This window comes from Streptomyces sp. NPDC058674 (assembly GCF_042716505.1).
In the GTDB taxonomy this organism is placed as follows: Bacteria; Actinomycetota; Actinomycetes; order Streptomycetales; family Streptomycetaceae; genus Streptomyces.
The window spans coordinates 1-21,009 of record NZ_JBHXSC010000018.1 but is presented as its reverse complement, the minus strand read 5'-3'; the positions used below and the strand labels follow the sequence as shown (position 1 = coordinate 21,009).

22 protein-coding genes and 1 tRNA gene are annotated in these 21,009 nt (G+C 70.8%); 15 read left to right on the top strand and 8 right to left on the bottom strand.

Going from position 1 to position 21,009, the window contains the following annotated elements:
• Window positions 1–294: 294 nt before the first annotated feature.
• Together ACFWU6_RS12220 and ACFWU6_RS12215 are read left to right on the top strand one after the other, a co-directional pair.
• Complete coding sequence (locus ACFWU6_RS12220) at window positions 295–429, top strand: DLW-39 family protein (RefSeq protein ID WP_208809277.1); 135 nt, start codon at window positions 295–297, stop codon at window positions 427–429.
• Between the two features lie 150 nt (window positions 430–579).
• Complete coding sequence (locus ACFWU6_RS12215; RefSeq protein WP_383800810.1) at window positions 580–1,869, top strand: hypothetical protein; 1,290 nt, start codon at window positions 580–582, stop codon at window positions 1,867–1,869.
• On the opposite strand, the gene ACFWU6_RS12210 is transcribed toward ACFWU6_RS12215, so the two are convergent.
• Together ACFWU6_RS12210 and ACFWU6_RS12205 are read right to left on the bottom strand one after the other, a co-directional pair.
• Window positions 1,856–3,280 carry a protein kinase gene (locus ACFWU6_RS12210; protein ID WP_383800813.1) on the bottom strand — a complete coding sequence of 475 codons (1,425 nt, stop codon included), beginning with the start codon at window positions 3,278–3,280 and terminating at the stop codon, window positions 1,856–1,858. The two genes, ACFWU6_RS12215 and ACFWU6_RS12210, sit on opposite strands and share 14 nt — an antisense overlap.
• 87 nt (window positions 3,281–3,367) lie before the next feature.
• Window positions 3,368–3,916 carry a helix-turn-helix domain-containing protein gene (locus ACFWU6_RS12205; RefSeq protein WP_383800816.1) on the bottom strand — a complete coding sequence of 183 codons (549 nt, stop codon included), beginning with the start codon at window positions 3,914–3,916 and terminating at the stop codon, window positions 3,368–3,370.
• A gap of 161 nt (window positions 3,917–4,077) precedes the next feature.
• Here ACFWU6_RS12205 and ACFWU6_RS12200 point away from each other — a divergent pair.
• The 6 genes from ACFWU6_RS12200 (at window position 4,078) to ACFWU6_RS12175 (ending at window position 8,979) form a co-directional block, all read left to right on the top strand.
• Window positions 4,078–4,150 (top strand) — tRNA-Ala (locus ACFWU6_RS12200).
• Window positions 4,151–4,757: 607 nt separating this feature from the next.
• Entirely contained in the window at window positions 4,758–5,573 is an 816-nt protein-coding gene (locus ACFWU6_RS12195) for an ABC transporter ATP-binding protein (protein WP_383980701.1), read from the top strand.
• Entirely contained in the window at window positions 5,570–6,418 is an 849-nt protein-coding gene (locus ACFWU6_RS12190) for an ABC transporter permease (protein WP_383980699.1), read from the top strand. The genes ACFWU6_RS12195 and ACFWU6_RS12190 overlap by 4 nt, the downstream gene beginning before the upstream one ends.
• Before the next feature lie 11 nt (window positions 6,419–6,429).
• On the top strand, window positions 6,430–7,410 hold the full coding sequence (locus ACFWU6_RS12185) for an LLM class flavin-dependent oxidoreductase (RefSeq protein ID WP_383980697.1): 981 nt from the start codon (window positions 6,430–6,432) through the stop codon (window positions 7,408–7,410).
• On the top strand, window positions 7,403–8,035 hold the full coding sequence (locus ACFWU6_RS12180; RefSeq protein ID WP_383980695.1) for a flavoprotein: 633 nt from the start codon (window positions 7,403–7,405) through the stop codon (window positions 8,033–8,035). Before ACFWU6_RS12185 ends, ACFWU6_RS12180 begins: the two co-directional genes overlap by 8 nt.
• Window positions 8,032–8,979, top strand: a complete 948-nt coding sequence (locus tag ACFWU6_RS12175) for a hypothetical protein (RefSeq protein WP_383980693.1) — start codon at window positions 8,032–8,034, stop codon at window positions 8,977–8,979. Before ACFWU6_RS12180 ends, ACFWU6_RS12175 begins: the two co-directional genes overlap by 4 nt.
• Window positions 8,980–9,092: 113 nt before the next feature.
• Here the strand turns inward: ACFWU6_RS12175 and ACFWU6_RS12170 are convergent, their stop codons facing one another.
• The 3 genes from ACFWU6_RS12170 to ACFWU6_RS12160 all read right to left on the bottom strand — a co-directional run bounded on the left by ACFWU6_RS12170 (window position 9,093) and on the right by ACFWU6_RS12160 (window position 12,818).
• Entirely contained in the window at window positions 9,093–9,476 is a 384-nt protein-coding gene (locus ACFWU6_RS12170) for a transposase (RefSeq protein WP_383980691.1), read from the bottom strand.
• A gap of 603 nt (window positions 9,477–10,079) precedes the next feature.
• Window positions 10,080–11,360 (bottom strand): M16 family metallopeptidase, encoded by a 1,281-nt coding sequence (locus ACFWU6_RS12165; protein ID WP_383980689.1) that lies wholly within the window; start codon window positions 11,358–11,360, stop codon window positions 10,080–10,082.
• Between the two features lie 144 nt (window positions 11,361–11,504).
• The gene (locus tag ACFWU6_RS12160; protein ID WP_383980687.1) at window positions 11,505–12,818 is read right to left on the bottom strand and encodes a M16 family metallopeptidase; all 1,314 of its coding nucleotides are present in this window, start codon (window positions 12,816–12,818) and stop codon (window positions 11,505–11,507) included.
• 191 nt (window positions 12,819–13,009) lie between these two features.
• On the opposite strand from ACFWU6_RS12160, the gene lxmK reads away from it, so the two are divergent.
• From lxmK to ACFWU6_RS12135, 5 genes are all read left to right on the top strand, one after another.
• Complete coding sequence (gene lxmK / locus ACFWU6_RS12155) at window positions 13,010–14,146, top strand: class V lanthionine synthetase subunit LxmK (RefSeq protein WP_383980685.1); 1,137 nt, start codon at window positions 13,010–13,012, stop codon at window positions 14,144–14,146.
• A complete protein-coding gene (locus tag ACFWU6_RS12150; protein WP_383980683.1) occupies window positions 14,143–15,129 on the top strand; it encodes a T3SS effector HopA1 family protein in 987 nt (328 codons plus the stop codon). The genes lxmK and ACFWU6_RS12150 overlap by 4 nt, the downstream gene beginning before the upstream one ends.
• Before the next feature lie 18 nt (window positions 15,130–15,147).
• Window positions 15,148–15,483 carry a transposase gene (locus ACFWU6_RS12145; RefSeq protein ID WP_383980681.1) on the top strand — a complete coding sequence of 112 codons (336 nt, stop codon included), beginning with the start codon at window positions 15,148–15,150 and terminating at the stop codon, window positions 15,481–15,483.
• Between the two features lie 274 nt (window positions 15,484–15,757).
• On the top strand, window positions 15,758–15,949 hold the full coding sequence (locus ACFWU6_RS12140) for an LxmA leader domain family RiPP (RefSeq protein ID WP_383980679.1): 192 nt from the start codon (window positions 15,758–15,760) through the stop codon (window positions 15,947–15,949).
• A gap of 274 nt (window positions 15,950–16,223) precedes the next feature.
• Window positions 16,224–16,424, top strand: a complete 201-nt coding sequence (locus tag ACFWU6_RS12135; protein ID WP_383980677.1) for an LxmA leader domain family RiPP — start codon at window positions 16,224–16,226, stop codon at window positions 16,422–16,424.
• 73 nt (window positions 16,425–16,497) lie between these two features.
• Here the strand turns inward: ACFWU6_RS12135 and ACFWU6_RS12130 are convergent, their stop codons facing one another.
• The 3 genes from ACFWU6_RS12130 to ACFWU6_RS12120 form a co-directional block, all read right to left on the bottom strand.
• On the bottom strand, window positions 16,498–16,848 hold the full coding sequence (locus tag ACFWU6_RS12130) for a transcriptional regulator (RefSeq protein WP_383980675.1): 351 nt from the start codon (window positions 16,846–16,848) through the stop codon (window positions 16,498–16,500).
• Window positions 16,845–17,312: a hypothetical protein gene (locus tag ACFWU6_RS12125; protein ID WP_383980674.1), complete on the bottom strand. Its 468-nt coding sequence runs from the start codon at window positions 17,310–17,312 to the stop codon at window positions 16,845–16,847. Before ACFWU6_RS12125 ends, ACFWU6_RS12130 begins: the two co-directional genes overlap by 4 nt.
• Before the next feature lie 150 nt (window positions 17,313–17,462).
• Window positions 17,463–17,783 carry a hypothetical protein gene (locus ACFWU6_RS12120; protein WP_383980672.1) on the bottom strand — a complete coding sequence of 107 codons (321 nt, stop codon included), beginning with the start codon at window positions 17,781–17,783 and terminating at the stop codon, window positions 17,463–17,465.
• 501 nt (window positions 17,784–18,284) lie between these two features.
• Between ACFWU6_RS12120 and ACFWU6_RS12115 the strand changes: the two genes are divergently transcribed.
• Both ACFWU6_RS12115 and ACFWU6_RS12110 read left to right on the top strand, forming a co-directional pair.
• Window positions 18,285–20,057 carry an ABC transporter ATP-binding protein gene (locus tag ACFWU6_RS12115; protein WP_383980670.1) on the top strand — a complete coding sequence of 591 codons (1,773 nt, stop codon included), beginning with the start codon at window positions 18,285–18,287 and terminating at the stop codon, window positions 20,055–20,057.
• 144 nt (window positions 20,058–20,201) lie between these two features.
• The gene (locus ACFWU6_RS12110; RefSeq protein WP_383980668.1) at window positions 20,202–20,648 is read left to right on the top strand and encodes a response regulator; all 447 of its coding nucleotides are present in this window, start codon (window positions 20,202–20,204) and stop codon (window positions 20,646–20,648) included.
• Window positions 20,649–21,009 lie beyond the last annotated feature (361 nt).

The window sequence follows — 21,009 nt, the reverse complement described above, 5'->3', positions numbered from 1 at the left end:
AGTCAGGCCAGTCCGTGAGGCATCCGTGGACCAGGTGGCAAGGGCAGCCGGAGTGTGCGCCGCACTCGCCTCCCGGTGCTCGTCCCCGGTTTTTCCGCATGATCGAGCTGATAAGGATGAGGCCACAGGTTCAGATCCTGTTAGCCCCACAGTGTCGAAGACCCCCAGGCCCCAGGCCCGGGGGTCTTCTGCGTGGGGCCAGTTGGCGGGTTGCCAGGTCACCGATCGGTATCGGTCGGTGTGTATTGTTGGGCGCCAGAAGTCCCCTACGTCAACGAAAGACGAGGTCGCGCGGTGAAGAAGCTGCTCCTGGTCGCACTGGCCGCCATCGGCGGGCTCCTCGTGTACCGCCAGATCCAGGCGGACCGCGCCGAGCAGGACCTGTGGACGGAGGCAACTGACTCCGTGCCCTCTGGTTCCGGTGTGTGAGACCCACGGTTGATCACATGAAGCCCCGGTTGCCGCTGCGGCCGGGGCTTTGTGCTGTTCTGTGATGAAAAATTACGCTAAGCAAATATTTGCCTTGCGCTAGCAAAACACGGGGTGGATGCGATGGGTCGGGTACGGAGAACTGCGCGCGTGGCGGCGGCGGCCCTGGCTCTCGCGGCCGGTGCACCGGCCGCGGCGGCGTACGCCGAGGGGGCGACTCCGGGGCCCGTGCCGACCTACCGGACCGCGGACGGGGCCAAGGCGGTCGCGGGCAGGCCCTCCACTGCGGACGCCCCGCTCCTGGAGCCGGGGAACGTCTACCGGGACGTGCTCGCGCCCGGAGAGCGCGTCTACCGGCTGGTCCTGGAGCAGGACCGGTCCGACGTGTACGTCTCCGCCGTGGTGCGGCCCGGACCGGGCGCCGTGGTGGGCTACGGCGACGGCATCGAGGTCGAGGTCATGACCACCGCCGGGCGGGCCTGCCCCGGCGGCACCGGCAGGGCCGGCTTCGGTTACGACCCGGTGCCCCTCGGCGCCGCGGGGGTCCGCCGGGGCGCCGAGGACGCCGACTGCGCGCCGGGCGGGGTCTACTACGCGAAGGTGACCCGGACCGCGGCCAAGGGGTCGGACCGGAGCCCGTGGCCGCTCGAACTGCGGGTCCAGCGCGAACCCGGCCTCGGCGCCGGCGGCCCGACGGCCGCGCCGGGCGCGTGGCCCTCGGGGACGCCCGCCCTGCCCGGCGGCGAGCCGGTGCCCCGCTCCGGTGGCACCGGCTTCAACGACGCCCGGGCGCTGGGCGCCGGGGTGTGGCGCGACGAGCTGCGGCCGGGGCAGACCCGTTTCTACCGGGTCCCGCTCGACTGGGGACAGCAGCTGGGGGTCGGTGCCGAGCTGGCCGCGGCCCGGCTGACCAAGGCGTACGGCTCGGCCTCCAACGGGCTCACCGTCTCGCTCTACAGCCCGTACCGGCAGCTGATCTCGTCCGAGGGCGCCTCGTACGACGGCAAGCAGACCGGGCTCACGCTGGAGAAGACCCCGCCCGTCGCCTACGGCAACCGCCACTCCTCCGACCGGGACGTGCAGCACGTGGGGATCGCGGGCTGGTACTACCTCGCCGTCACGATGGGCGGCAAGGTCGCCGAGTTCACCGAGGATGCGGTGCCCGTGCCGCTGACCCTGCGGACGGACCTCGTCGGGGCCCCGGGCAAGGCGCCCGCCTACCGGGAGCCGCTGGGCGCCGGCGGGTTCGGGGTCGGCGCCGGGGACCGGGCCGCGGCCGCCGACGGGCTGACCGCGCCGGAGGCGGCCGAGGCCGCCGAGGAGGGCTCCGCGATGCGGCTGGTGGCCGGGGCGGGCTTCGGCACCGGGACGCTGCTGCTGCTCGTCCTGGGCGGCTGGGTGCTGCTGGCCCGGCGCGGGCGCACGGCTACAGCCGGCTGAGGGCCCAGACGCCCACCGAGAAGCAGAGCAGCGCCGCGAGGAGGAAGCCGGCGGCCACCCCCGCGGGGGGAGGGGCGATGCGGCCCCCGGTGCGGGGGGCGGGGGCCGGTCCGGCGGGCGCCGCGGGGACCGGCGGCGCGAGGTGGAAGCTGCCGGTCTCCGGGGGGCCGAACACCCCGGCGGGCGCGGCCGGATGCGGCGCCGCGGCGTCCGGGGGCGCGGGGGCCGGGAAGGGGGCGTCCCCGCCGCCCGCGGGCGGGACCGCGCTGCCGGGGGTCGCACGGCTCGGGGCCGCGCTGCCGTGGGCCGCGGTGTCCGTGAGGGCGCTGGCCGGGCGGGCGGCGGGCGGGGAGGTGGCGGCCGGTGAGGCGGTGGACACGGGGGCGGTGGACATGGGGGCGGTGGTGCGCGGATCGGATCGGGCGGGCTTCGCGGCGTCGCCGGCGGACGCCGACACCGCCGCGGAGGGGTGCGCCCGGTCGCCCGGCGCGGCCGCGGCGACCGTCGGGGCACCGGGGGTCACGGCCGAGGTGGTCATCGGGCCCCGGGGGTCGAAACCGGCCGGAAGCGGGCCGAGTTGGTCGAACACCTCCACCGGGTCCTCGTCCGTGCCGGACGGCAGCAGCAGGACGGCCTCGGCAAGGGCCTTGCGCGCCCCCGTGGCGGTGCGGAACCGGCTGCGGGGGTCGGGCTGCAGCAGGGCGGCGATGACGTCCCAGAGCGGCACGGGCACGCCCTCGGGGGCGCCGGGGGTGCCGTGGGCGAGGAAGTGCTCCACCAGGCCCTGGGAGTCGGGCTTGCGGCCCCGGAGCAGGTACAGGGCGACCAGCCCCACGGCGAAGAGGTCGGCCGGGAAGTCGGGCTCGGCGCCCAGCATCTGTTCCGGGGCGAAGTAGCCGGGCGTGCCGACGACGTAGTCGGTCTCGGTCAGCCGCGGCTCGCCCTTGCGCATGGAGATGCCGAAGTCGGACAGCCGCAGGTGCGGCCGCCCGGTTCCGGTGGCCTCCATCAGGATGTTGGCCGGCTTGATGTCGCGGTGCACGACGCCCTCCGCGTGCACGGCCGCCAGCCCCGACAGGAGCTGGTCGAGCAGCGTGCACACGAAACGGGGCGGGAGCGGCCCGTAGTCCCCGATCACATGGGCGAGGGAGCCGCCGCCGACCAGGTCCATCGTGAAGAGGACCTTGTCGTCGTCGGCCGCCCAACTGGCCGGGGCGAGCACGTGCGGGTGGTCGATGCGCAGGGCCTGCTCCCGCACGAAGCGCAGGAGCGTGTGCGCGTCGCTCTGCAGCAGAACCTTCGCGGCGACGTACCGGCGGCGGCGGTGGTCCCAGGCGCGCCAGACGGCCCCGGCTCCACCGCGTCCGATCGGATCGACCAACTCGTACCGACCGGCGAAGACCTCACCCATCGCTGTGCCCGTCCCCCGTCACCCGTTGTCCGTCACGCGGTGTCCGTGCCGCAGTGTCCGTCCGGCAGTGTCCGCCGCCGCGACGCGTCAGTTCTGGTGCGCCTCGTAGTGGGCCACCGCGTCCGCGGTGCGGCCCGCCCCGTACACCCGGAGGAACTCTGCCAGTTCCGGATGGCTGGGGGCGAGGGTGTCCGCCGCATCGATGATGTCGCCGGCCGCCGAGACCGAGCGCAGCAGCGACTGGATCTCGCGGACGACCCGCTTGACGGTGGGGGCGCCGGAGCCGGTGGCGCTCTGGCCGCTGCTGCTGAGGACGGAGCCGCCCTGGGTCTTCTTGATCTCGTCCATCCGCCCGGTGGCCTCCGCGGCGCTGACGCTTCCGTCGGACACCTGGGCGGCGAGGTCCTGGAGAGCCTGGACCCGCTGCACCACGGCCGGGTTGCCGATCTTGGCCCGCTGGCCGCTCATCAGCTGGGACAGCATGGGCGCCGACAGTCCGAGGACGGCAGCGAGGCGGGCCTGGTTCAAGCCGAGGTCATCTATGAGCCGGCGGAAGAGCGCTCCGAGGGGCTCCCCGTACCAACTGCGCTGAAGCTCCCTGGCTCTGGCCGTGGCCTCTTGTTGTACTGCGTCCACTCGACTACTCCCCTTCGCTGGTGCGAACCTCGCGAGCATCTTACGGAGAGTGGTCGCGGGGCGGGAGTCCCTATCATTTTGCGGGATGAGGGGGTACACCCGGTACTCTGTTCTGCGGAACGACCGCTCCTCGCACGGGGGACGGGCGCGTCCATTTTCCTGGGGCCTTAGCTCAGTTGGTAGAGCGCTGCCTTTGCAAGGCAGATGTCAGGAGTTCGAATCTCCTAGGCTCCACCTCCTCAGACCCCTCTGACCTGCGAAAATGCAGGCAGGGGGGTCTTTTTTCATGCTGGTTTCCCGTGCTGAAGGGTCAGCACGGTGGTGCTCGCGAGATCCCCGCAGGACGCGTGTGTTCTCGGGGTTCGGAGCGGCTCTCGCTCCTCCGGCTGCGAGCAGGCGCGGGGGCCGGCGGGAGGCTTCCGCGGTTCCGGGGGCCCGTTCTCGCGGGGCCGCTCGGTGCGGCGGGCGCTTGCGACCACGTCTGCGCCCAGGAGGCACATCGCCCACGGCCACCGCCCAACCCCCGGACTTGCTCATCCCGTGCGATCGACGCAGCGGTCACCACCGTCGGCGAGCTCCCGCCGCGGACGGCTGCCAAGAAAGCATGGGAGCCCTTTAATTGGGAAACGACCTGCCCGAGAATGCGTTTGGCCAGGTCAGGGGCTGCATGGGGCGGGAGGGGGAAGCCACTTGGACGCTGGGCCAACTTCCACCGGGAGTCCTGATGAAGATCGTCTGATCGTTAGGGTCCAGCGGTATGGCCCTTCCCTCAGCAGCGCCGCCGGTGACGGCGCCGTCTCTCAATCACGCCCCTCCCGCGATCAGCATCCGGAACCTGCGGATGCGCTACGGATCACGCGATGTGCTCCACGGAGTGAACTTGGAGGTGCGGCGCGGGGAGGTGCTAGCGCTGCTGGGGCCCAACGGGGCCGGCAAGAGCACCACCATCGAGATCCTCGAGGGGTTCCGCCGCCGCTCCAGCGGTGACGTCAGCGTGCTGGGTACCGATCCCGAGCACGCCGACGACGCCTGGCGGGCCCGGCTGGGCATCGTCATGCAGTCGTGGCGCGACCATGCGCGTTGGCGCGTGGGGGAGCTGGTCGAGCACTTCGCGCGGTACTACCCCGACCCCCGCGACCCGGGCGAACTGCTGGAGACCGTCGGGCTGGCCGAGCAGGCCGGGCAGGAATGCCAGAAGCTCTCCGGCGGCCAACGGCGGCGCCTGGACGTCGCGCTGGGCATCATCGGGCGGCCGGAACTGCTCTTCCTGGACGAGCCGACCACCGGGTTCGACCCGGAGGCACGCCGCGACTTCCACACGCTGGTGGAGCGGCTCAGCGAGGTCGAAGGCATGACGGTCCTGCTCACCACCCACGACCTCGCCGAGGCCGAACGCCTGGCCGACCGCATCGCGGTGCTGGTCGGGGGCCGGCTCATCGCCGCGGGGTCCATCGACCAACTGGCCGCACAGATCCAGGCCGACGCCGAGGTGCGCTGGTCCGAGGCCGGCCGGCGGCGCCAGCAGCACACCAAGGACCCCTCCGCCCTGGTGTGGGACCTCCACGCCCGGCTCGGCGGCCCCATCCCTGACCTGGAGGTGCGCCGGCCCACGCTGGAAGACACCTATCTGGGCATGCTCCGCCAGGAGGAAATGTGATCAGCCCTCTGTCCCTGGCCGTTGGACTGCACCGGGGAACGACCGAACTGAGGCAGACCGCGCGCACCCCGCGCGAGTACATCGGCCATCTCTCCAACCCGGCGATGTTCCTGCTCACCGCGTCGTTCCAGACCGGCACCATCCCCGGCAGCCCGGTGCCGTCCTCCCGCATGGTGATCGCCGGGAGCGTCGCCGCGCTCCTTGTCATGATCGCGATGGTGTGGTTGCCGCAACAACTGGCCACCGAACGCGAGGACGGCACGCTGCTGCGCCTGCGCGGCACGCCCGGGGGGATGGCCGCCTACCTCGTGGGGAAGACCGTGATGGTCATCGCGATCGCCGTCCTGAGCACCGTGCTGCTGTTGGTCGGCGGCGCGCTCACCACCGACTCCGGGTTCCCCCGGCGTGTGGACCAGTGGTGCACCCTGCTGTGGGTGATCACCTTGGGCCTGATCGCGCTGTCCCTGCTCGGCGCGGCGATCGGCGCGGTACTGCCCAATCCGCGCCAGGCACTGGCCTGGGTGATGATCCCCTTGCTCGGGCTGCTCTTCATCTCGGGGATCTTCTTCCCGGTCACGAGCATGCCGCAGTGGCTGCAGATCACCGGCCAGGTCTTCCCGCTGAAGTGGATCGCCCAGGGCATCCGGTCCGCCCTGCTGCCCGACAGTGCGCTGGTCGCCGAGACCGGCCAGAGCTGGCAGCACTGGGAGACCCTCGGCGTACTCGGCGCCTGGACCCTGCTCGGGCTGCTGCTCGCTCCGCGGCTCCTGCTCAAGTCCTCGCGCCGGGAATCCGGAAGCCGCCTGGCGGCCCGCCGTGAACTCGTCGGCCAACGTTCCTACTAAGGGGTGATCTTGTGGCCGCCACACACAACACCAGCATCATGTACCCGATCCAGCCCACGAACACCGGGCAGATCCTTCCCTTCGCCCGGCTGCTGCAACGCCGGGGCGCAGGGCGGCTATGGCTGGGGCAGTCCCTGCGCCTGGACACCCATCAGCTCTTCGCGGCCCTGGCCGGTATGGGCTACCGCATCCCGATGGGCAGCGGCGTCACCCTCGCACCCCTGCGCCACCCCTACGACGCCGCCGTGCAGGCGCGCTCGGTGGCCGCCCTGACCGGCGCCCCCTACGTGGCCGGCATCGGCCCTGCTGCTCCGGAGTTCCAGGACTCCCTGCTGCCCGAGCGCTATGCCAAGCCCCTCACCGCGATGCGGGAGTACATGACCTCCATGCGCGAGCTGCTCGACGGCAAGCTCGCCCAACGCGACGGTGCCTACCACTCCATCGACGCCCAGCTCATCGCCCTGGACGCCCCGCCGGTCGAACTCGGCCTGGGCGTCCTGCGCCCGCGGATGGCCAAGATGGCCGGCGCAGTCGCCGACGTGGCCGTCACCTGGATGACCCCGGCCGACTACATCGCCGACACCCTGGTGCCGGCCCTGGCCGAGGGCGCAGCCGAAGCAGGCCGCAGGCCGCCGCGGGTGGCCACTGTGGTCCATGTCGCCGTTGCCCGCCCCGGCCGCGACATCCGCCTGGCGGCCCGCCGCGGCGCCGGCGCCCACCTCAGCGCCGCCCACTACACCGACATGCTGCGTCGCGCCGGAATCCCGGCCTATGCGCACGACCCGGACGCGGGCGCGGACGCCCTGGTGGAGGCAGGGGTGTTCGTCGCCGGAACGCCCGACGAGATCGCCGCCGAGCTGAACCGCTACCGCAACAGCGGCGTCGACGAGGTCGTACTCAATCCCGCCGGCGTGATGCACATCGAAGGGCTGGGCGCCGTCATGACCGACCTCCAGGACATCCTCGCTGCTCAGGACCGGCTCCATGGCTGAGATCGCACCCCCGCCCGAAGGTCCGGCCCCGAGCTTCGGCGCGGGCAGAGTGCTCTTCGTGGGCACCGGCTCCATCGGGGTGATGTTCATGCCGATGTGGCTCAACTGGCTGCGGACCGCCTATCCGGACACCGAGGTGCGCACCATGCTCACCCGTTCCGCGCAACGGTTCGTCACCCGCGACGCACTGACCGCGTTCGCGGGCGGGACCGTCCTGCAGGACGTCTGGCCGGACGAGCCCGAGCAAGGCGCCACCCACGTCGAGGTGGCCCAGTGGCCGGACGCGATCGTCGTCCACCCGGCGACCTTCCACTTCGTCAGCCGCCTGGCCCTGGGCTCCGCCGACACGCCCCTGCTGCTCGCCCTGCAGTGCACCCGGGCACCCATCGCCATCGCCCCCGCCCTGCCCCCCGGCGGTGCGGAATCCTTCGCCTACCGGCAGCACGTCGCGGCACTGGCGGCGCGCCCCAACGTGACCGTGGTGCCCCCGCAGCCGGGCTACAGCGTGACGACAGGCCGCCCCGGCGCCACCGTCGCCACGCCCCTGCCCGCCGTCATCCCCGCCCTGGAACGGCTCCGCGCGCAGCTGGCGGCCACCCCCTCCCACAGCAAGGAGCAGCGATGACGCTCCCGACCGCCCCGGCGGTGGAGGAATTCGCCACCGGCTTCCTGCGCACCGCCATTCACCCCCACGGCCCGGAGTACGTGTGGATCCGCCGCCCGGGCGCCGACCGCCCCACCCCGCTGGGCCCGCCCAGTGCGCCGGTCCGCGCCGCGCTCACCGCGCTGCGCCCAGAACGCCTGCGCCTGGCGCTCCCGGATGCGGTGGGTGACGCTCTGCACTACCGGGTGCCCGGCCCCGTCTCCGCCGCCAAGCTCTGCGTGGGCCGCGACCCGCGCCTGACCCCGGACCTGGTGGCCGGGGCCCTGTCCGGGACGGGCGCGGCGCTGCGCCGGCTGCACACAGCGGTCCCGGCGTCCCTGGCGGCCGCCGGTCCGCCGGGACCGGCCCGGCTGGCGGCCTGGATGAACGACGGCCACGGGCCACGGGCCGCGACGACCTTCCATTCCGTCGTACGCCGGCAACTCGGCACGGCCCGGTGGAACCGGGCGCAGGACTGGTGTCAGTCCCTGGCCACCGACCTGACCGGCGGCGTCTTCCTGCACGGCGCCCCCAGTTTGGGCTCGGTCATCGTGGGGCGCGAAGCAGACGGCGGCTGCCTGCTGGCCGGTGAGGACGTGGCCCGCGGGCCGGCCGACTTCGATTTCGGCTGGCTGCTGGGGGAGTTCGTCGAATGGCGGATGGCCCTGCTGCGCCGAACGCCGGGCCTGGACCTGGACCCGGGCGACTTCCACGCCGCCCTGGCCGCCCTGGCGCGGGCCTACGGCGCGCCGGCCGATCCGGTGGCGGCCGGGCGGGCGGCGGTGCTGCGGGTCTTCACCCACGCCCATGACTTCTCCGCGTACATGGGATGGCATCCCGAACTGCTTGAGTACGCGGTGAAGATCGCGGAGCTGGTCGACGACGAGGGTGCGCAGGCCCTGCCCGAGGTGCTGGCGCAGGTGTGAGGACCGACGCCGGACAGGACGGTGCCCCTGGCAGCGATCGCTGCCAGGGGCACCGTGTCATCCGCGGATCATCTCGCGCTCAGCTGTACCGGCCGCACGCGAGGGCGCGTGATTCATCTTCCAGCGCGTGTAGGTGCGGCGGGGGATTCCCAGGATCTCGCAGTACCTCGAGACATTGATCCTGGCATCCTCTCGGATAGCCTCGAGGTCTGAAAAGGGACCGAGCGGTACTCGCCCGACTTTCGTCGCACCCGCAGCTGGACGTATGCCTCACCCAATGCGGTCTTCAGTTCCGTGATTTCAGAGAGAAGATCGCGTTCACGCTGGGCATTGCGTGACGTTCCGCCTTCGAGGCCGGATCGGCCCCCCTCGAGGAACTGACGTTTCCAATTCCCTACGGACTGTTCGGATACGTTGGCGCGGCGTGCGGCCTCGGCGATCGTCTGGGTTCCTGACAACACCCCGAGGACGATCTTCAGTTTTTCGGCAGCTGGCATTACCGGAGGGCGTGACATCGCCTCTCGTCTCCAATTTTCATAACGCGCGGGGCTTTCGCGGCAGAGCCTGCGTCCCGCGGCAGATCTGGCGGGGAGCCGGGCGGAGCAGAGGTCATCCCGCTCCGCCGGCGTATCCCGCGTGAGTTGCGGCTCCTGTGAGTCCAAGTCCAGACCGGACGGCCTGAAAACCCGTCTCAAACAGGCTTCGGGCAAGTCACGAAAGTGCGTGGGAACCGAAATGCCTGCGGCGGACGGTGTCCGGGTAGGCGGGTGCTGGTCGGTCTTCTGATATCTCCACTGTTTCCCCCTTGAAAAACAAGTCAGGTCTTTCCCGTGAACTCGTACCCGTCGTGCCGGTCTTCGGCTGTGGTGGGCTTCACACCCACGCTGCGAAACGGTGTTCGAACCCGCCGGGAATGGCCTTCAATAGGAAGATCATATCTCTGGCTCACTGTGGGGGGCAAAAAACTTGGGCCGTATTTGAGGTTCTACATTCCGGGCGAACTGCCCCATACGGGATGTGTTGATTTCCGCCCCGGACCGACCGCGAGAACGGGGCGGAACGCCGGGTCCGGCAGCCGTGGGGAAGCCGGACCCGGCCGCTCAGGACTGCGCGGCAGCCTCCGCGATCTCGACCCCGCCCACCGCGCGCAGCCCAGGGGCCAGCCGGTCCGCGTCCCCGACGATGACGCCGCTGAACGCATCGGGATCGAAGAAGTCCCGGGCCGCCCGGACGACCTGGCCGCGGGTGACGCTCCGCAGCAGCTCGGGAAAGGCCGTCACCCGTTCCGGCTCGTGCCCCAGGCACACCGCGGTGGCCACACTGGTGGCAAACCCGGCCTGGGACGCCAGGGTGAGCATCGCCATACCGATCGTGTACTCACGCGCCGCGTCGAGCTCCGCAGCGGACGGTGCCGCCGACGCCAGGCGTCCCAGCTCGGCCCGGATCTCCTGGTAAGCACGCACCGTCGCCTGCGTGGCGGTGTCCGCGTCGACGGTGAGCACCAACTGGTCCAGGTGGTCCTCGAACCCCGCCTCCGCGCGGTAGGCCAGCCCCTTCCCCTCCCGGATATTGGTCACCAGCCGGGAGGAGAAATAGCCCCCGAACACCAACGTGGCCAGGCTCAGGGCTGGGAAGCGGTCATCGGAGCGCGCCACCGCGGGACGAACCAACCTGATCTGGGACTGCACCGCGTCGGGCCGTGGCACCAGAGCCACCCGTCCGGCGCCCAGTGACGGCAGCGGGAGGGGCGGCGGCACCGGCCCGCCCTCGCCCCAGGCGCTGGTGGCCCCGGCCACCAGCGCCACCGCCCGTTCCGGATCGAGATCGCCCACCAGCACCAGCACCGTGCCATGGGGGCGCAGCCGTTCCTGGTGCAGCGCCCGGACCGCCGCGCCGGTGACTGCGGCGACCGGCGCGGGGAAGGGCACCTCCTGCAGGCCGGGCACCGTGCCATAGCAGTGCGCCACCAGGGCCTCCTTCGCGACCACCTGCGGCTGCGCGCGGATCATCGCGATCTGTCGCACCATCCGCTCGCGCGCCGGACGGATCTGCGCCTCGTCCGCGCACCCGTGGGTGACCGCGTCGGCAAGCGCGCCCACCAAGGTGTCCAGCGCACGGCCGGGCGCGGACCCGGACAGCTGCAGCCACCGGGAGGAGCGGTGGGCGGCCAGAGTGACGCCGTGCCGGGCCATCGCGGCCTCCCGGTCCGCGCCCCCGGCCCGCCCGCCCCGGAGAAGGACGGTGGCCAGGACTTCGGCCGTGGCCGCGTGCGCGAAGGTGGCGCCGGCGAAAGGCACCGACATCCGCAGCTCGACCATCGGGATGGACGGCTGCCGGGCGGCGATCACCCGCAGGCCGTTGGGCAGTACGGTGTCAGCCATCGCCGGCAGGCGGTGGCTGCGACGGGCCTCCAGCGGCGGCAATGCGCGCGGCCCGGCCGCGGTGCGGCCGATCTGCGCAGCGCTGCGATGTGCACGGGCGGGCTCCCCCGCGGGGGCGGGGACGAAAGACGTGGCGGTCACGGATCAGCTTCCTGACGGGCTCGGGTGGAGGGCCGCTGACGCTGTGGGGCGCAGGCTCAGCACGGCGCGGGCATCGGGCCGCAGCGACGCGGCGGCCCGCGCCAGGTCCTGCGCGCTCACGCGGGCAAGCCGGCCGGGTAGCTCGTCCACGAGCTCGGCCTTGCCGAAGAGGACCTCCTGCGCGCCCAGCGCGCGGGTGCGGGTCAGCAAGGTGTCGTACTTGCGGTGCATCCCCACGCTGCTGAGCGCCGTGGCGCGCTCCAGTTCCTCCTCGGTGGGGCCCTTCGCCGCCAGCGCCGCCAGTTCCTGGTCCAGTACCTCCAGGACCTGGTCGGTCGAGGTCTCCCGCGGATGCGTCGCCACGCACAGGAACGTCTCGGGGTCCCTGGCCTCCAACGCGCCGAACAGCCCGCAGCCGGTGCTCACATCCGTCACCAGCGGGGTGGCGCCGTGGATCAGGGCGCGCCGCAGCCTCGCGGACTCGCCCGCACCGGTGAGCACCACGCACAGCACCATGTGTGCCAGGTAGGCGTCCAGGTCGGTGCTCGGGTCCGGCATGCGGTAGCCGACCGCGGTTGCCGGCATCGGCGCATGCGGGTCGGCATGGTCGCCGCGCAGTTCGCGGTCCGGCGCCGGCTCGCTCAGGTCAACGGGTGCCGGCAGGCGTCGCACCGGGACGTCGTGGAAGTGCCGGTGGACGAGCTCGGCCGCCCGGCCCGGGTCGATGTCGCCGGCGATGGTCAATACCGCATTGCCCGGCGCGTAGTGGGTGTCGAAAAACGCGGCGCATTCCTCGACTGTGGCCTGCCCCAAGTCGGTGAAATCGCCGTACCCGTTGTGCGCATTGGGATAGGTCTGGAACAGCAGGCCGGGCAGTACGGTCCAGGGGAAGCCGCCATAGGGTTTGTTCAACACATTGAGGCGGATTTCCTCCTTGACCACGCTCACTTGTGTTCGCAGGTTCTCGTCCGTGAGTTTCGGAGCACGCATCCGATCAGCTTCCAGGAACAAAATGCGTTCCAGCGCCGCAGACGGAACTACCTGGTAGAAATCGGTGTAGTCCTGGTGTGTCGACCCATTGGCAGTACCGCCAGCCGCCTGGACATGCCCGAAGTGCTCCAGCCGGTCCACGCTTTCGCTGCCCTGGAACATCAGATGCTCGAAGAGATGGGCGAAGCCGGTACGTCCTCGGGGCTCGGACCGGAACCCGACGTCGTAGTGGACACTGACGCCGACCGCCGGAACTCCGGATATCGGATAGAGGACGACCCGCAGGCCATTGGGCAGCGTGAAGCGCTGCAGGATCGCAGGGGACATACCGCGTACCTTAGGGGATCGGAGCGGCGGCAAGAAGGCCACAGAAAACCCGTTAGTTTGGTCCTACAAGCCCCCGCATACCGCCGCTGACCTCGAGTCCCCCCGGCCCGGCAGCCCGCCCCCACCTAACAATGCCGCGATAGTGAGCCATCTATTGTCGGCCCCGCACGCGTTTCCTACGCTCCGTGATCGTGATTACAGATCAAGAATCGAAGTCCCCCCCGACCCGTGTCCGCTTCGACCCGGTCCGCTTGGACAAGGCCCCCGAAGTCGAGGCCTTCCTCGACCGGCTCGGACTGGGCGGCTTCGACGAGGACACCGTCGTCGCCCACATCGGCCGCAACGACAACTGGGCCGGCACCACCACCACCGGCGCGAAGGTCTTCGTCAAGCGGGTCGGCGGCGGGGACCCGGCCGACGTCCTGCGGCGCTTCCACCGCATCATGGCCTTCGAATCGGTCGCGTCACGCCTGAGCGGCAGCGAACTCCAGGGTCCCCAACTGCTGGGCTCCGACGAAGAACACCGCTTGGTCGCCTTTACGCGCCTGGAGGACGCCCAGTCCGGCTTCGAACTGTCGGCCGACGACGCCTTCGACGACGGCCTGTGCCGCCGCGCCGGCCGCATCCTGGGCATCCTGCACACCCTGCCGGTCGAGCCCGCCGCCCTGGACCGCGACCCCCACCCCTCCCCGTCGATGGACCACTTCGACGCTCTGTCGCTGCCCGTCTTCATCCACTCCGCCTTCGCCGAGATCGAATCGTGGTCGCTGCTTCAGTCGGACGCCGAACTGACCGCCGCCCTGCATGAGCTGCGCCGCCGCGAGGCGGCCGCGCCGCAGGTGCCCGCGCACTGTGACATCCGCCTTGACCAGTACCTCCTGGCCGGAGACGACCTGTACCTGACCGACTGGGAGGAGTTCCGCTTCGGTGACGCCGCCCGCGACATCGGCGGATTCGTCGGCGAGTGGCTCTACCGGGTGATCCAGGGCATCCCGAAGTCCATCAGCGAGGACCCCGACCACGCCTTCGGCCGCGAAGCCACCCACGAAGACATCCTCGCCCACGGCGCCCGCGAGATCGACCGCCTGCGCCCGCGCATCGAAGCCTTCTGGGCCGGGTACCGCGAGACGCGCCCCGCCTTCGAGGAAGGCTTCACCACCCGCGTCGCCGCCTTCGTCGGCTGGCACATGATCGACCGCATGCTCGCCGGCGCCAAATTCGGCACCCGGCTGTCGGCCAGCGACCGCGCGGCCTCCGGCATCGGACGCACGGTCCTGCTGGCCCCGCAGAACTTCACCTCCGTTCTTGGCCTGGAAGGCACCTCATGACGACCGCCCTTGGCCTCATCGCCCCCGAGATCTCGGCCGTCCTGGCCCAGACCGAGGTCGCCGACGGCGGCCTGACCGCCGTCGTCGGCGACCAGGAACTGGACGCCAAGACCCCCGGCGCCCTCGCCAAACAGCTCGGCGGCGTCTTCTACCAGGACCTGCACGCCGGGATGGACGAACAGGACGACACCACCCGGCAACGCAGCCTGCGCGACGACGACTTCGACCAGCGGCTCTACGCCGCGATGCCGCACCGCACCACCCTCGTCCCGGCCACCGTGCTCGGTGACGGCCCCGCGGCGGGCAGCGTGGTCGTCAGCCTCGACGGCCTGCGCGTCAACGTTCCCCGCGACAGCATCACCAACCGCCGACCGGGCGACACCTCCCCGCAGGTGTCCCTCCGCATTCCCGCCCCGCGCCCCTCCCTGTCCACAGGCTTCTTCCTGACCGACGGCTCCCGCGGACGCGTCACCGGCTCCCCGATGCTGCGCCTGTACTTCCACCTGACCCAGGCCGAGGCGGCCCCCGAGGCCTGGGGCACGGTGCTGTCGCGGATGGAGGCGCTGCAGCTGCGCTACCGGGCCAAGGTCACCTCGTCGCTGAAGCACTTCCCGCGCCGGGACGCCCTGGTGGTGTACCTCGGCTCGGACGCCTGGCATGCGGCCGCCGACGTCGCCGCTTCGGTCCGGGGCCTACCCGGCATGGGCACAACCACCTCCCCGTTCGTCCGCCGGATCGCCGACGGGGTCGGTGCCGCATGGGAACCGGACGACCCGCGGCCGGGCAAGGGCAAGGGCAAGCTGAGCTTCGGCGAACACCGCTGCCAGATCCTGGCCGAGGCCCTGGTGGGACACGCCGTGCGGGCCGACGGCACCTCCCGCGAGGCCGTAGTCGCCGAGGCGTATCTCAACGCCGGCGCGGACCCGCTGATGCCCGCCCGGAACCTGGACTCTCCCGTACTGCCGGGAATCGGCCTGGCATGACCACCGGTCGGTGAGCCGATGGACCACACCACCCAACCCACACCCCCGGCACTGTCGGCCGAGGACAAAGCAGGCATCGTCCTGAGCGTGCTGTCGGGTCGCGAAACCGTCGCCGAAGCCGCCGGGCGGCGCAGCGACATTCCCGAACGGTGCCTCGAAGACTGGCTGGAGGCATTCCTCGAAGGCGGGCTGCGCGGACTCCAGGGGACCGCAGCCCTCCGGCCGCCGCCGCGCGAGAGCCAGCTCGAGGCCGATGCGGCCGAGCTGAAGACCGCACTGGGCGAGGTCTGCCTCGAACTGAACGTTTGGCAGGCCATCAGGACGTACCTGCGGCGCAGTCCCGAGATCCGATGACCCCCGCCCGCACACCGCGGACGGGAAGCCCCCACCCTCACGGTGGGGGCTTCCCGCATTCCCCGGGACGATCTCATCGAATACCGCCATCACCATCTTTGCAGTGGCCGGATTGTGAGCCAATTCCTGTGGGATGGGCGGAGAATGTCCAGGTCGCGCAGGTGGAGACAAAGTCTCTCGTTACTTTTTCGTGGCGCTCACGCCCGTGTGTGCGGTCGAATAAGTGCAGAGCGGGAAAGCCCCCGCTCTGCACCTCACTCAGTGAAGGAACGTCATGAACGCTGCAGACCAGCTCCTCACCGGCTACACCGCCTACACCAACGCCGAGGACTTCGGCGCCAGCGCGGACGCCCAGGCCCCGGCGGCGACGCCCACCATCACCACCGTCTCCTCCCCTGAGTGCATCTACTTCTCCCTTGGTGCGGCCGCGGGCAGCCTGGCCAGCACCAAGGCGTGGGGCTGCTGACCCGCACCGCTGCTTGACCCAAGTGGGTGTCCGCCTGAAAGGGCGGGCACCCACTTTTCTGTTGTCTGCAGCCGTGGGAGAACGGCGCCCAAAACTTTCCCGCCCTGATGTGTGGGCAACGAGGTTGGGGTCCGCCAGGGAAAGTGCAGGTCAGGGCGGCGGGATTGTCAAATATCGATAAAATGTCCGTGGTCATGGGGTCGGTGATGTGGTCGAATTGAGTTCGGGCAGGAAAGATCCAGCCCATCTCGTTGGATTTCAGTGAAGGAATCTCATGAACACCGCAGACCAGCTCCTCGCCGGCTACACCGCCTACACCAACGCCGAGGAGTTCGGCGCAGGCGTCTCGGCTGACGCCCCGGCCATCACCCCGACCATCCTCAGCTTCATCGGTGGCTCCAGCGGCGGCTGCGGCGCGGCTGTCAGCGCCATCTCCGGCGCCGGCGTCTCCGCCACGGCGCACTACGGCTGCTGACCCACCTGCCTGCTCGCAGGTAGCACCCATACCGCTGGGCGCCCGTCCACCTCCCGGGCGCCCAGCGGTGCTGCTATGTCCGCTCCGCGTCCGCGCCGCCGCCCGGCGTGTCGGCTCCGGCCCGGTGGGCGGCTCCGGCCAGTGCCTCGAGCGCGGCCAGGTGCGCGGCGAGTGCCGTCCGACCGGGTGAGGTGAGCGCCACCCAGGTGCGGGGCCGCTTGCCGAAGTAGCCCTTGCGAACCGTCACATAGCCGGCCTTCTCCAGTGCGGCGACCGTCTTGCTCATCACGGAGTCCGTGACTCCGCAGTAGTCCCGCACGATGCCGAACTCGGCCTCCGCGCAGCTGGAGAGGAACGCTGCCACCGTCAGTCGGGTCGGGTGGTGGATCTCCTTGTCCAGGCCGGGCACGTTCGCGCGGGTCACGACGCCTCCCGGGCACCGGCGCGCTCGCGCCCGGCCTGCATCCAGGACGCCGCGCCGGCCACCACGCCGAACCCGACGAACCATCCGGCCGCGCCGTAGAAGACCGCCACCAGGAGGCCTGCGGCGAAGGGGATCAGTGGCAGGCCCCAGGCGCGCCACGATGTTCCCCGCCCGCGCCGGGCGAACCACGGCGCGACCCCGGAGGTGTGCAGCGCCATCCAGGTCACGGCGAGGAAGCCGACCGAGCACACCAGCGCGGCCGCGAGGAACCATTCCTGCCACTGGGGCCACATCCGCGCCAGGCCGAAGCCGCTGACGCCGGCGGCCAGCAGCAAGCCGTGGGTGGCGGGGTACCAGGCGGGCACCGCCCGCAGTCGCCGGGCCGCGCTCTCGGCGGTCCGCGCGCTGCGCAGCGCCGCCGCGGCGGACTCGGCGCTCGGCTGCATCGCTCCTGAAGTGTTCATGGGTTCTCCGGCTTCCGTGCAGACGAGGAATCTTGCGTATGCAAGGCTGGCACATACTTTCCAGACTGGCAAGTACTTTCCACCGGGGCGGGGATGCGCGAGAGCCCCACCGGGACCCGGTGGGGCTCTCGCAAACGCCGCAGGCGGAGGTCACGCACCCTGGGCGAGCTTCGCCTCCCGCGCCAACTCGGTGGCGGCCGTCAGGCTCAACCCGGGCAGCTCCTGGCGCAGCGCCCGTATCGCCGCCACCTCATGGCTGACGGGGTCCACCCCGTCGCGCTCCAGGATCCCCCGGGCCCACCGCACCCGCGGCTCCCCGCCCCGCTCCGCCAGACCGTCCAGGATCTGCGCGGCCCGACGCAGCCCGGGAACTTCCTCACCGGGGGCATCCGACAATGCCCGGCGCACCGCATCACGGGCGTCGCCGAGATCGCTGAGCGCAATCAGGTGCACTTCCCTCTTGTTGAACATGTCCGTTCCCTCTCGCTCGCCGACCGCCCGCAATCGCCATCCAGCGATAAGGGCGAATGACCGATCTCGCGGTCACGCTACAGGGCGCCTTGGGCGCCCCTGCCGCGGTCCGGAAGAATCCCGCCGGCGATGCCAACTTTGCAGCCTTCGAACCTGAGCCAAACTCTTGGCGCCCGGAAGTATTGCCGCAGATCGGTCCCTGCAGGCAAAGGATAGGAGTTACTTTGCCGCGCGAGCGTGTGGTGGACTGGCTCAGGCCTGAGCGCGGGACGACGGAAACGAGGAATTGGTGAATCACGAGAACGATCCGGGATTGCGTCCGATCCTGACCTGGAAGGACGGTCTCACACTCGTTGTGGCCGCCGTTGTCGGCATATCGTCCATAGCGGTGAAAGCACGCCTTCCGCTGATCCTGGGACTACGTCACAGTTCCAGGATTCCGGACAGCAGGACACTGCACCGCTGAATACGATGTCTTCTCACACGAGGTGGAACAAGCGAATGTCAGTCGCCCGCAACAAAACTGCCCCAGGCCTGCGGCTGGGCGCCGACCTCATCAACGGCGCCCGCCTCCAGTTGGCCGTCGCAGCCCTGCTCGCGCTGATATCCACCGCCGCGACACTGGCCGTGCCCCTGATGGTCAGAGACCTCGTGGAAGCCCTGTCCGGAACCGGTGGACTCATCTGGCCGGTCACCTCGATGGCCGCCGTCGCCATCGTCGGCGCCCTCACCGCCACCGTCTCGGGCTACCTGCTCGCCCGCATCGGCGAAAAGATGATCCTGCGCCTGCGCTCCCGCGTCATGGAACACACCATGCGCCTCCCCCTGCGCGAAGTGCGCACCCAAGGCCCGGGCAACCTCGTCACACGCGTCACATCCGACGCCATGATGCTCCGCTCCGTCATCGACGTCGGGGCGATCCAACTGCCGCTGTCCACGATCACCGTCGTGGCCACCCTGGTCGTCATGAGCATCCTGGACTGGGTCCTCGTGCTCATCACCGTGGGATCCTTCGCGCTGGCCGGCGCCGCCATCGGCCTGGTCATCGTCCGCGTACGCCGCAGCATCGACACCCAGCAGACCGCCCTGGGTGAACTCGCCCAGCGCTTCACCGCCACCCTGGCCTCCCTGCCCACCATCAAGGCCTACCGCGCCGAGGACCGCGCCACCCAGGCCCTGACCCAAGACGCCTCCGACCTGACCGACTCCACCCTCTACAGCGCCCGCCTGCAGTCCCTCATCGGACCCGTCATGGGCCTGGGACAGCAGATCGCCCTGGTCAGCATCATCCTCGGCGGCGGCGCCCGCATGGCCGCCGGCGACCTGACCATGCCGGACTTCATCGCCTTCCTCCTCTTCCTGCTCCAGCTCGTCGCCCCGGTCGCCGTCGTCGCCTCCAGCATCAGCCAGCTCCAGGCCGGTCTCGCCGCACGCTCACGGTTCGACGAACTGCTCTCCCTGCCCCAGGAATCCGCCGGTACGGCCACCACCAGCCCCGTCCCCGTCCAGGACGCCCCCGGTGTCGAGTTCACCAACGTGACCTTCGCCTACGACGACGAGCCCATCCTGGGAAACCTGACCTTCTGCGCCCCCCGCCGCGGCCTCACCGCACTTGTCGGGCACTCAGGCGCCGGAAAGTCCACCGTCCTGACTCTGATCGAACGCTTCATGCACGCCGACCAGGGCACCATCCGCCTCCTCGGCCACAACCTGCACGACTGGCCGCTGGACGACCTGCGCCGCCGCGTCGCCTACGTCGACCAGACCTTCACCCTGCTCGAGGGCACCGTCCGCGACAACCTGCTGCTGGGCAGCGACTCCGCCCTCAGCGACGACGCACTCCTCGACGCACTCGACGCCGTGGCACTGCGCGACGAGGTCCTGCGGCTCCCCGGCGGCCTCGACACCGTCCTCGGGCGCGGCACTGATCTCTCGGGCGGACAGCGCCAACGCCTGGCCCTGGCCCGCGTGCTGCTCACCGACGCCGACGTGGTCCTGCTGGACGAACCGACGTCCCAGCTGGACAGCATCAACGAACAGCGCCTGCGCGATCTGGTCACCCGGCTCGCCCAGAACCGTGCCGTGGTGGTCGTGGCGCACCGACTGTCCACCGTCCAGCACGCCGACCACGTACTCATCATGCAGTCCGGCCACGCGCTGGATGCCGGAACGCACCAGGAACTGCTGTCACGCTGCCCGGAGTACCAAGACCTCGTCCGCAACCAGCAGTGGTCGGCGGACGGGCACGTGGTTCTGCAGGACGTCCTCGCGTAGCGCATGCGCAGCGCGGCGGCCCGGCTCATTGTGTACCGCCGATGACAGGCCGGCACGGCGCCCCTGGGCGAAACCCATGAGGAGGGGCTCCGCCATTCAAGCCGATTGCCGGCCGGGCAGGCGGTATCCGGAAAGGCCTACTCGTTGAGCGACGTTGCATCCTCCACGATCCGGGTGCTCCTGGTCGATGCTGATCTGCACCTTCGAACTGTCCTGGCTCAGCTGCTGGACATCCAGGAGGGCCTGCAGATCGTGGCCACCGCCGCTTCCCGGCAGGAAGCACTGGACGAGGCACGGCAGCACCGCCCGGAGGTCGTGGTGCTTGCCTCGCGTGTCCAAGGGGGTGACAGCCTGTCACTGCTCTCGGCTCTTCAGGAGCAGTTGCCGAACTGCGCGGCCGTATTCCTGACCGCCGACGCCGACGGCATCCCCCTGGCAGACGCTCTGTCCGCAAAGGCCCGGGCCGTCCTACCGAGAGGGTCGCCCGGGCAACAGGTGGCAGAGGGCATCCGTACCGTGCATACCGGAGGCCGCTACATCGACGGGCAGTGTGTCGCTGACGCCATAGGGGCGGGTCACACGATCTCGTGAAGGTGGCCCGAAGTAGTTCCCGCAGCAGCCACGGCGGGCGGGAGACGCCGCGCACCAGCTCCGGACTCGCCCGCCACCCCGCCGTGGGTGAGCCGGGCGCCTTCGGCGTCCCCCGGACGGACCGGCCGCGGGGCCGGCGGGCGCCCGGTGGCCGAGAGTGGGGGGAGGCACCGTGCCCAGGGGGCGACACCACGCCGGAGGCGTACAGACATGGGACTCTTCGACTTTTTGAAGTCAGACAGGAAGAAGCGGCAGGAGGGCGCCGGGAAGGCGCAGGAGCAGGTCGAGCAGCGGGCGCCGGGCCCCGCAGCCCCCCCACCCGACCCCCCCCCCCCCCCCCCCGCCCCCCACGCACAGAATA

Excerpts from the sequence above, each read along its gene's own strand:
- ACFWU6_RS12170 (WP_383980691.1), bottom strand. The coding sequence starts at position 9,476 with ATGCCAGCTGCCGAAAAACTGAAGATCGTCCTCGGGGTGTTGTCAGGA.
- ACFWU6_RS12180 (WP_383980695.1), top strand. The coding sequence starts at position 7,403 with ATGGCTGAGATCGCACCCCCGCCCGAAGGTCCGGCCCCGAGCTTCGGC.
- ACFWU6_RS12120 (WP_383980672.1), bottom strand. The coding sequence starts at position 17,783 with ATGTTCAACAAGAGGGAAGTGCACCTGATTGCGCTCAGCGATCTCGGC.
- ACFWU6_RS12125 (WP_383980674.1), bottom strand. The coding sequence starts at position 17,312 with ATGAACACTTCAGGAGCGATGCAGCCGAGCGCCGAGTCCGCCGCGGCG.
- ACFWU6_RS12115 (WP_383980670.1), top strand. The coding sequence starts at position 18,285 with ATGTCAGTCGCCCGCAACAAAACTGCCCCAGGCCTGCGGCTGGGCGCC.
- ACFWU6_RS12150 (WP_383980683.1), top strand. The coding sequence starts at position 14,143 with ATGACGACCGCCCTTGGCCTCATCGCCCCCGAGATCTCGGCCGTCCTG.
- ACFWU6_RS12175 (WP_383980693.1), top strand. The coding sequence starts at position 8,032 with ATGACGCTCCCGACCGCCCCGGCGGTGGAGGAATTCGCCACCGGCTTC.
- ACFWU6_RS12145 (WP_383980681.1), top strand. The coding sequence starts at position 15,148 with ATGGACCACACCACCCAACCCACACCCCCGGCACTGTCGGCCGAGGAC.
- ACFWU6_RS12165 (WP_383980689.1), bottom strand. The coding sequence starts at position 11,360 with ATGGCTGACACCGTACTGCCCAACGGCCTGCGGGTGATCGCCGCCCGG.
- ACFWU6_RS12160 (WP_383980687.1), bottom strand. The coding sequence starts at position 12,818 with ATGTCCCCTGCGATCCTGCAGCGCTTCACGCTGCCCAATGGCCTGCGG.
- ACFWU6_RS12135 (WP_383980677.1), top strand. The coding sequence starts at position 16,224 with ATGAACACCGCAGACCAGCTCCTCGCCGGCTACACCGCCTACACCAAC.
- ACFWU6_RS12210 (WP_383800813.1), bottom strand. The coding sequence starts at position 3,280 with ATGGGTGAGGTCTTCGCCGGTCGGTACGAGTTGGTCGATCCGATCGGA.
- ACFWU6_RS12140 (WP_383980679.1), top strand. The coding sequence starts at position 15,758 with ATGAACGCTGCAGACCAGCTCCTCACCGGCTACACCGCCTACACCAAC.
- ACFWU6_RS12195 (WP_383980701.1), top strand. The coding sequence starts at position 4,758 with ATGCGCTACGGATCACGCGATGTGCTCCACGGAGTGAACTTGGAGGTG.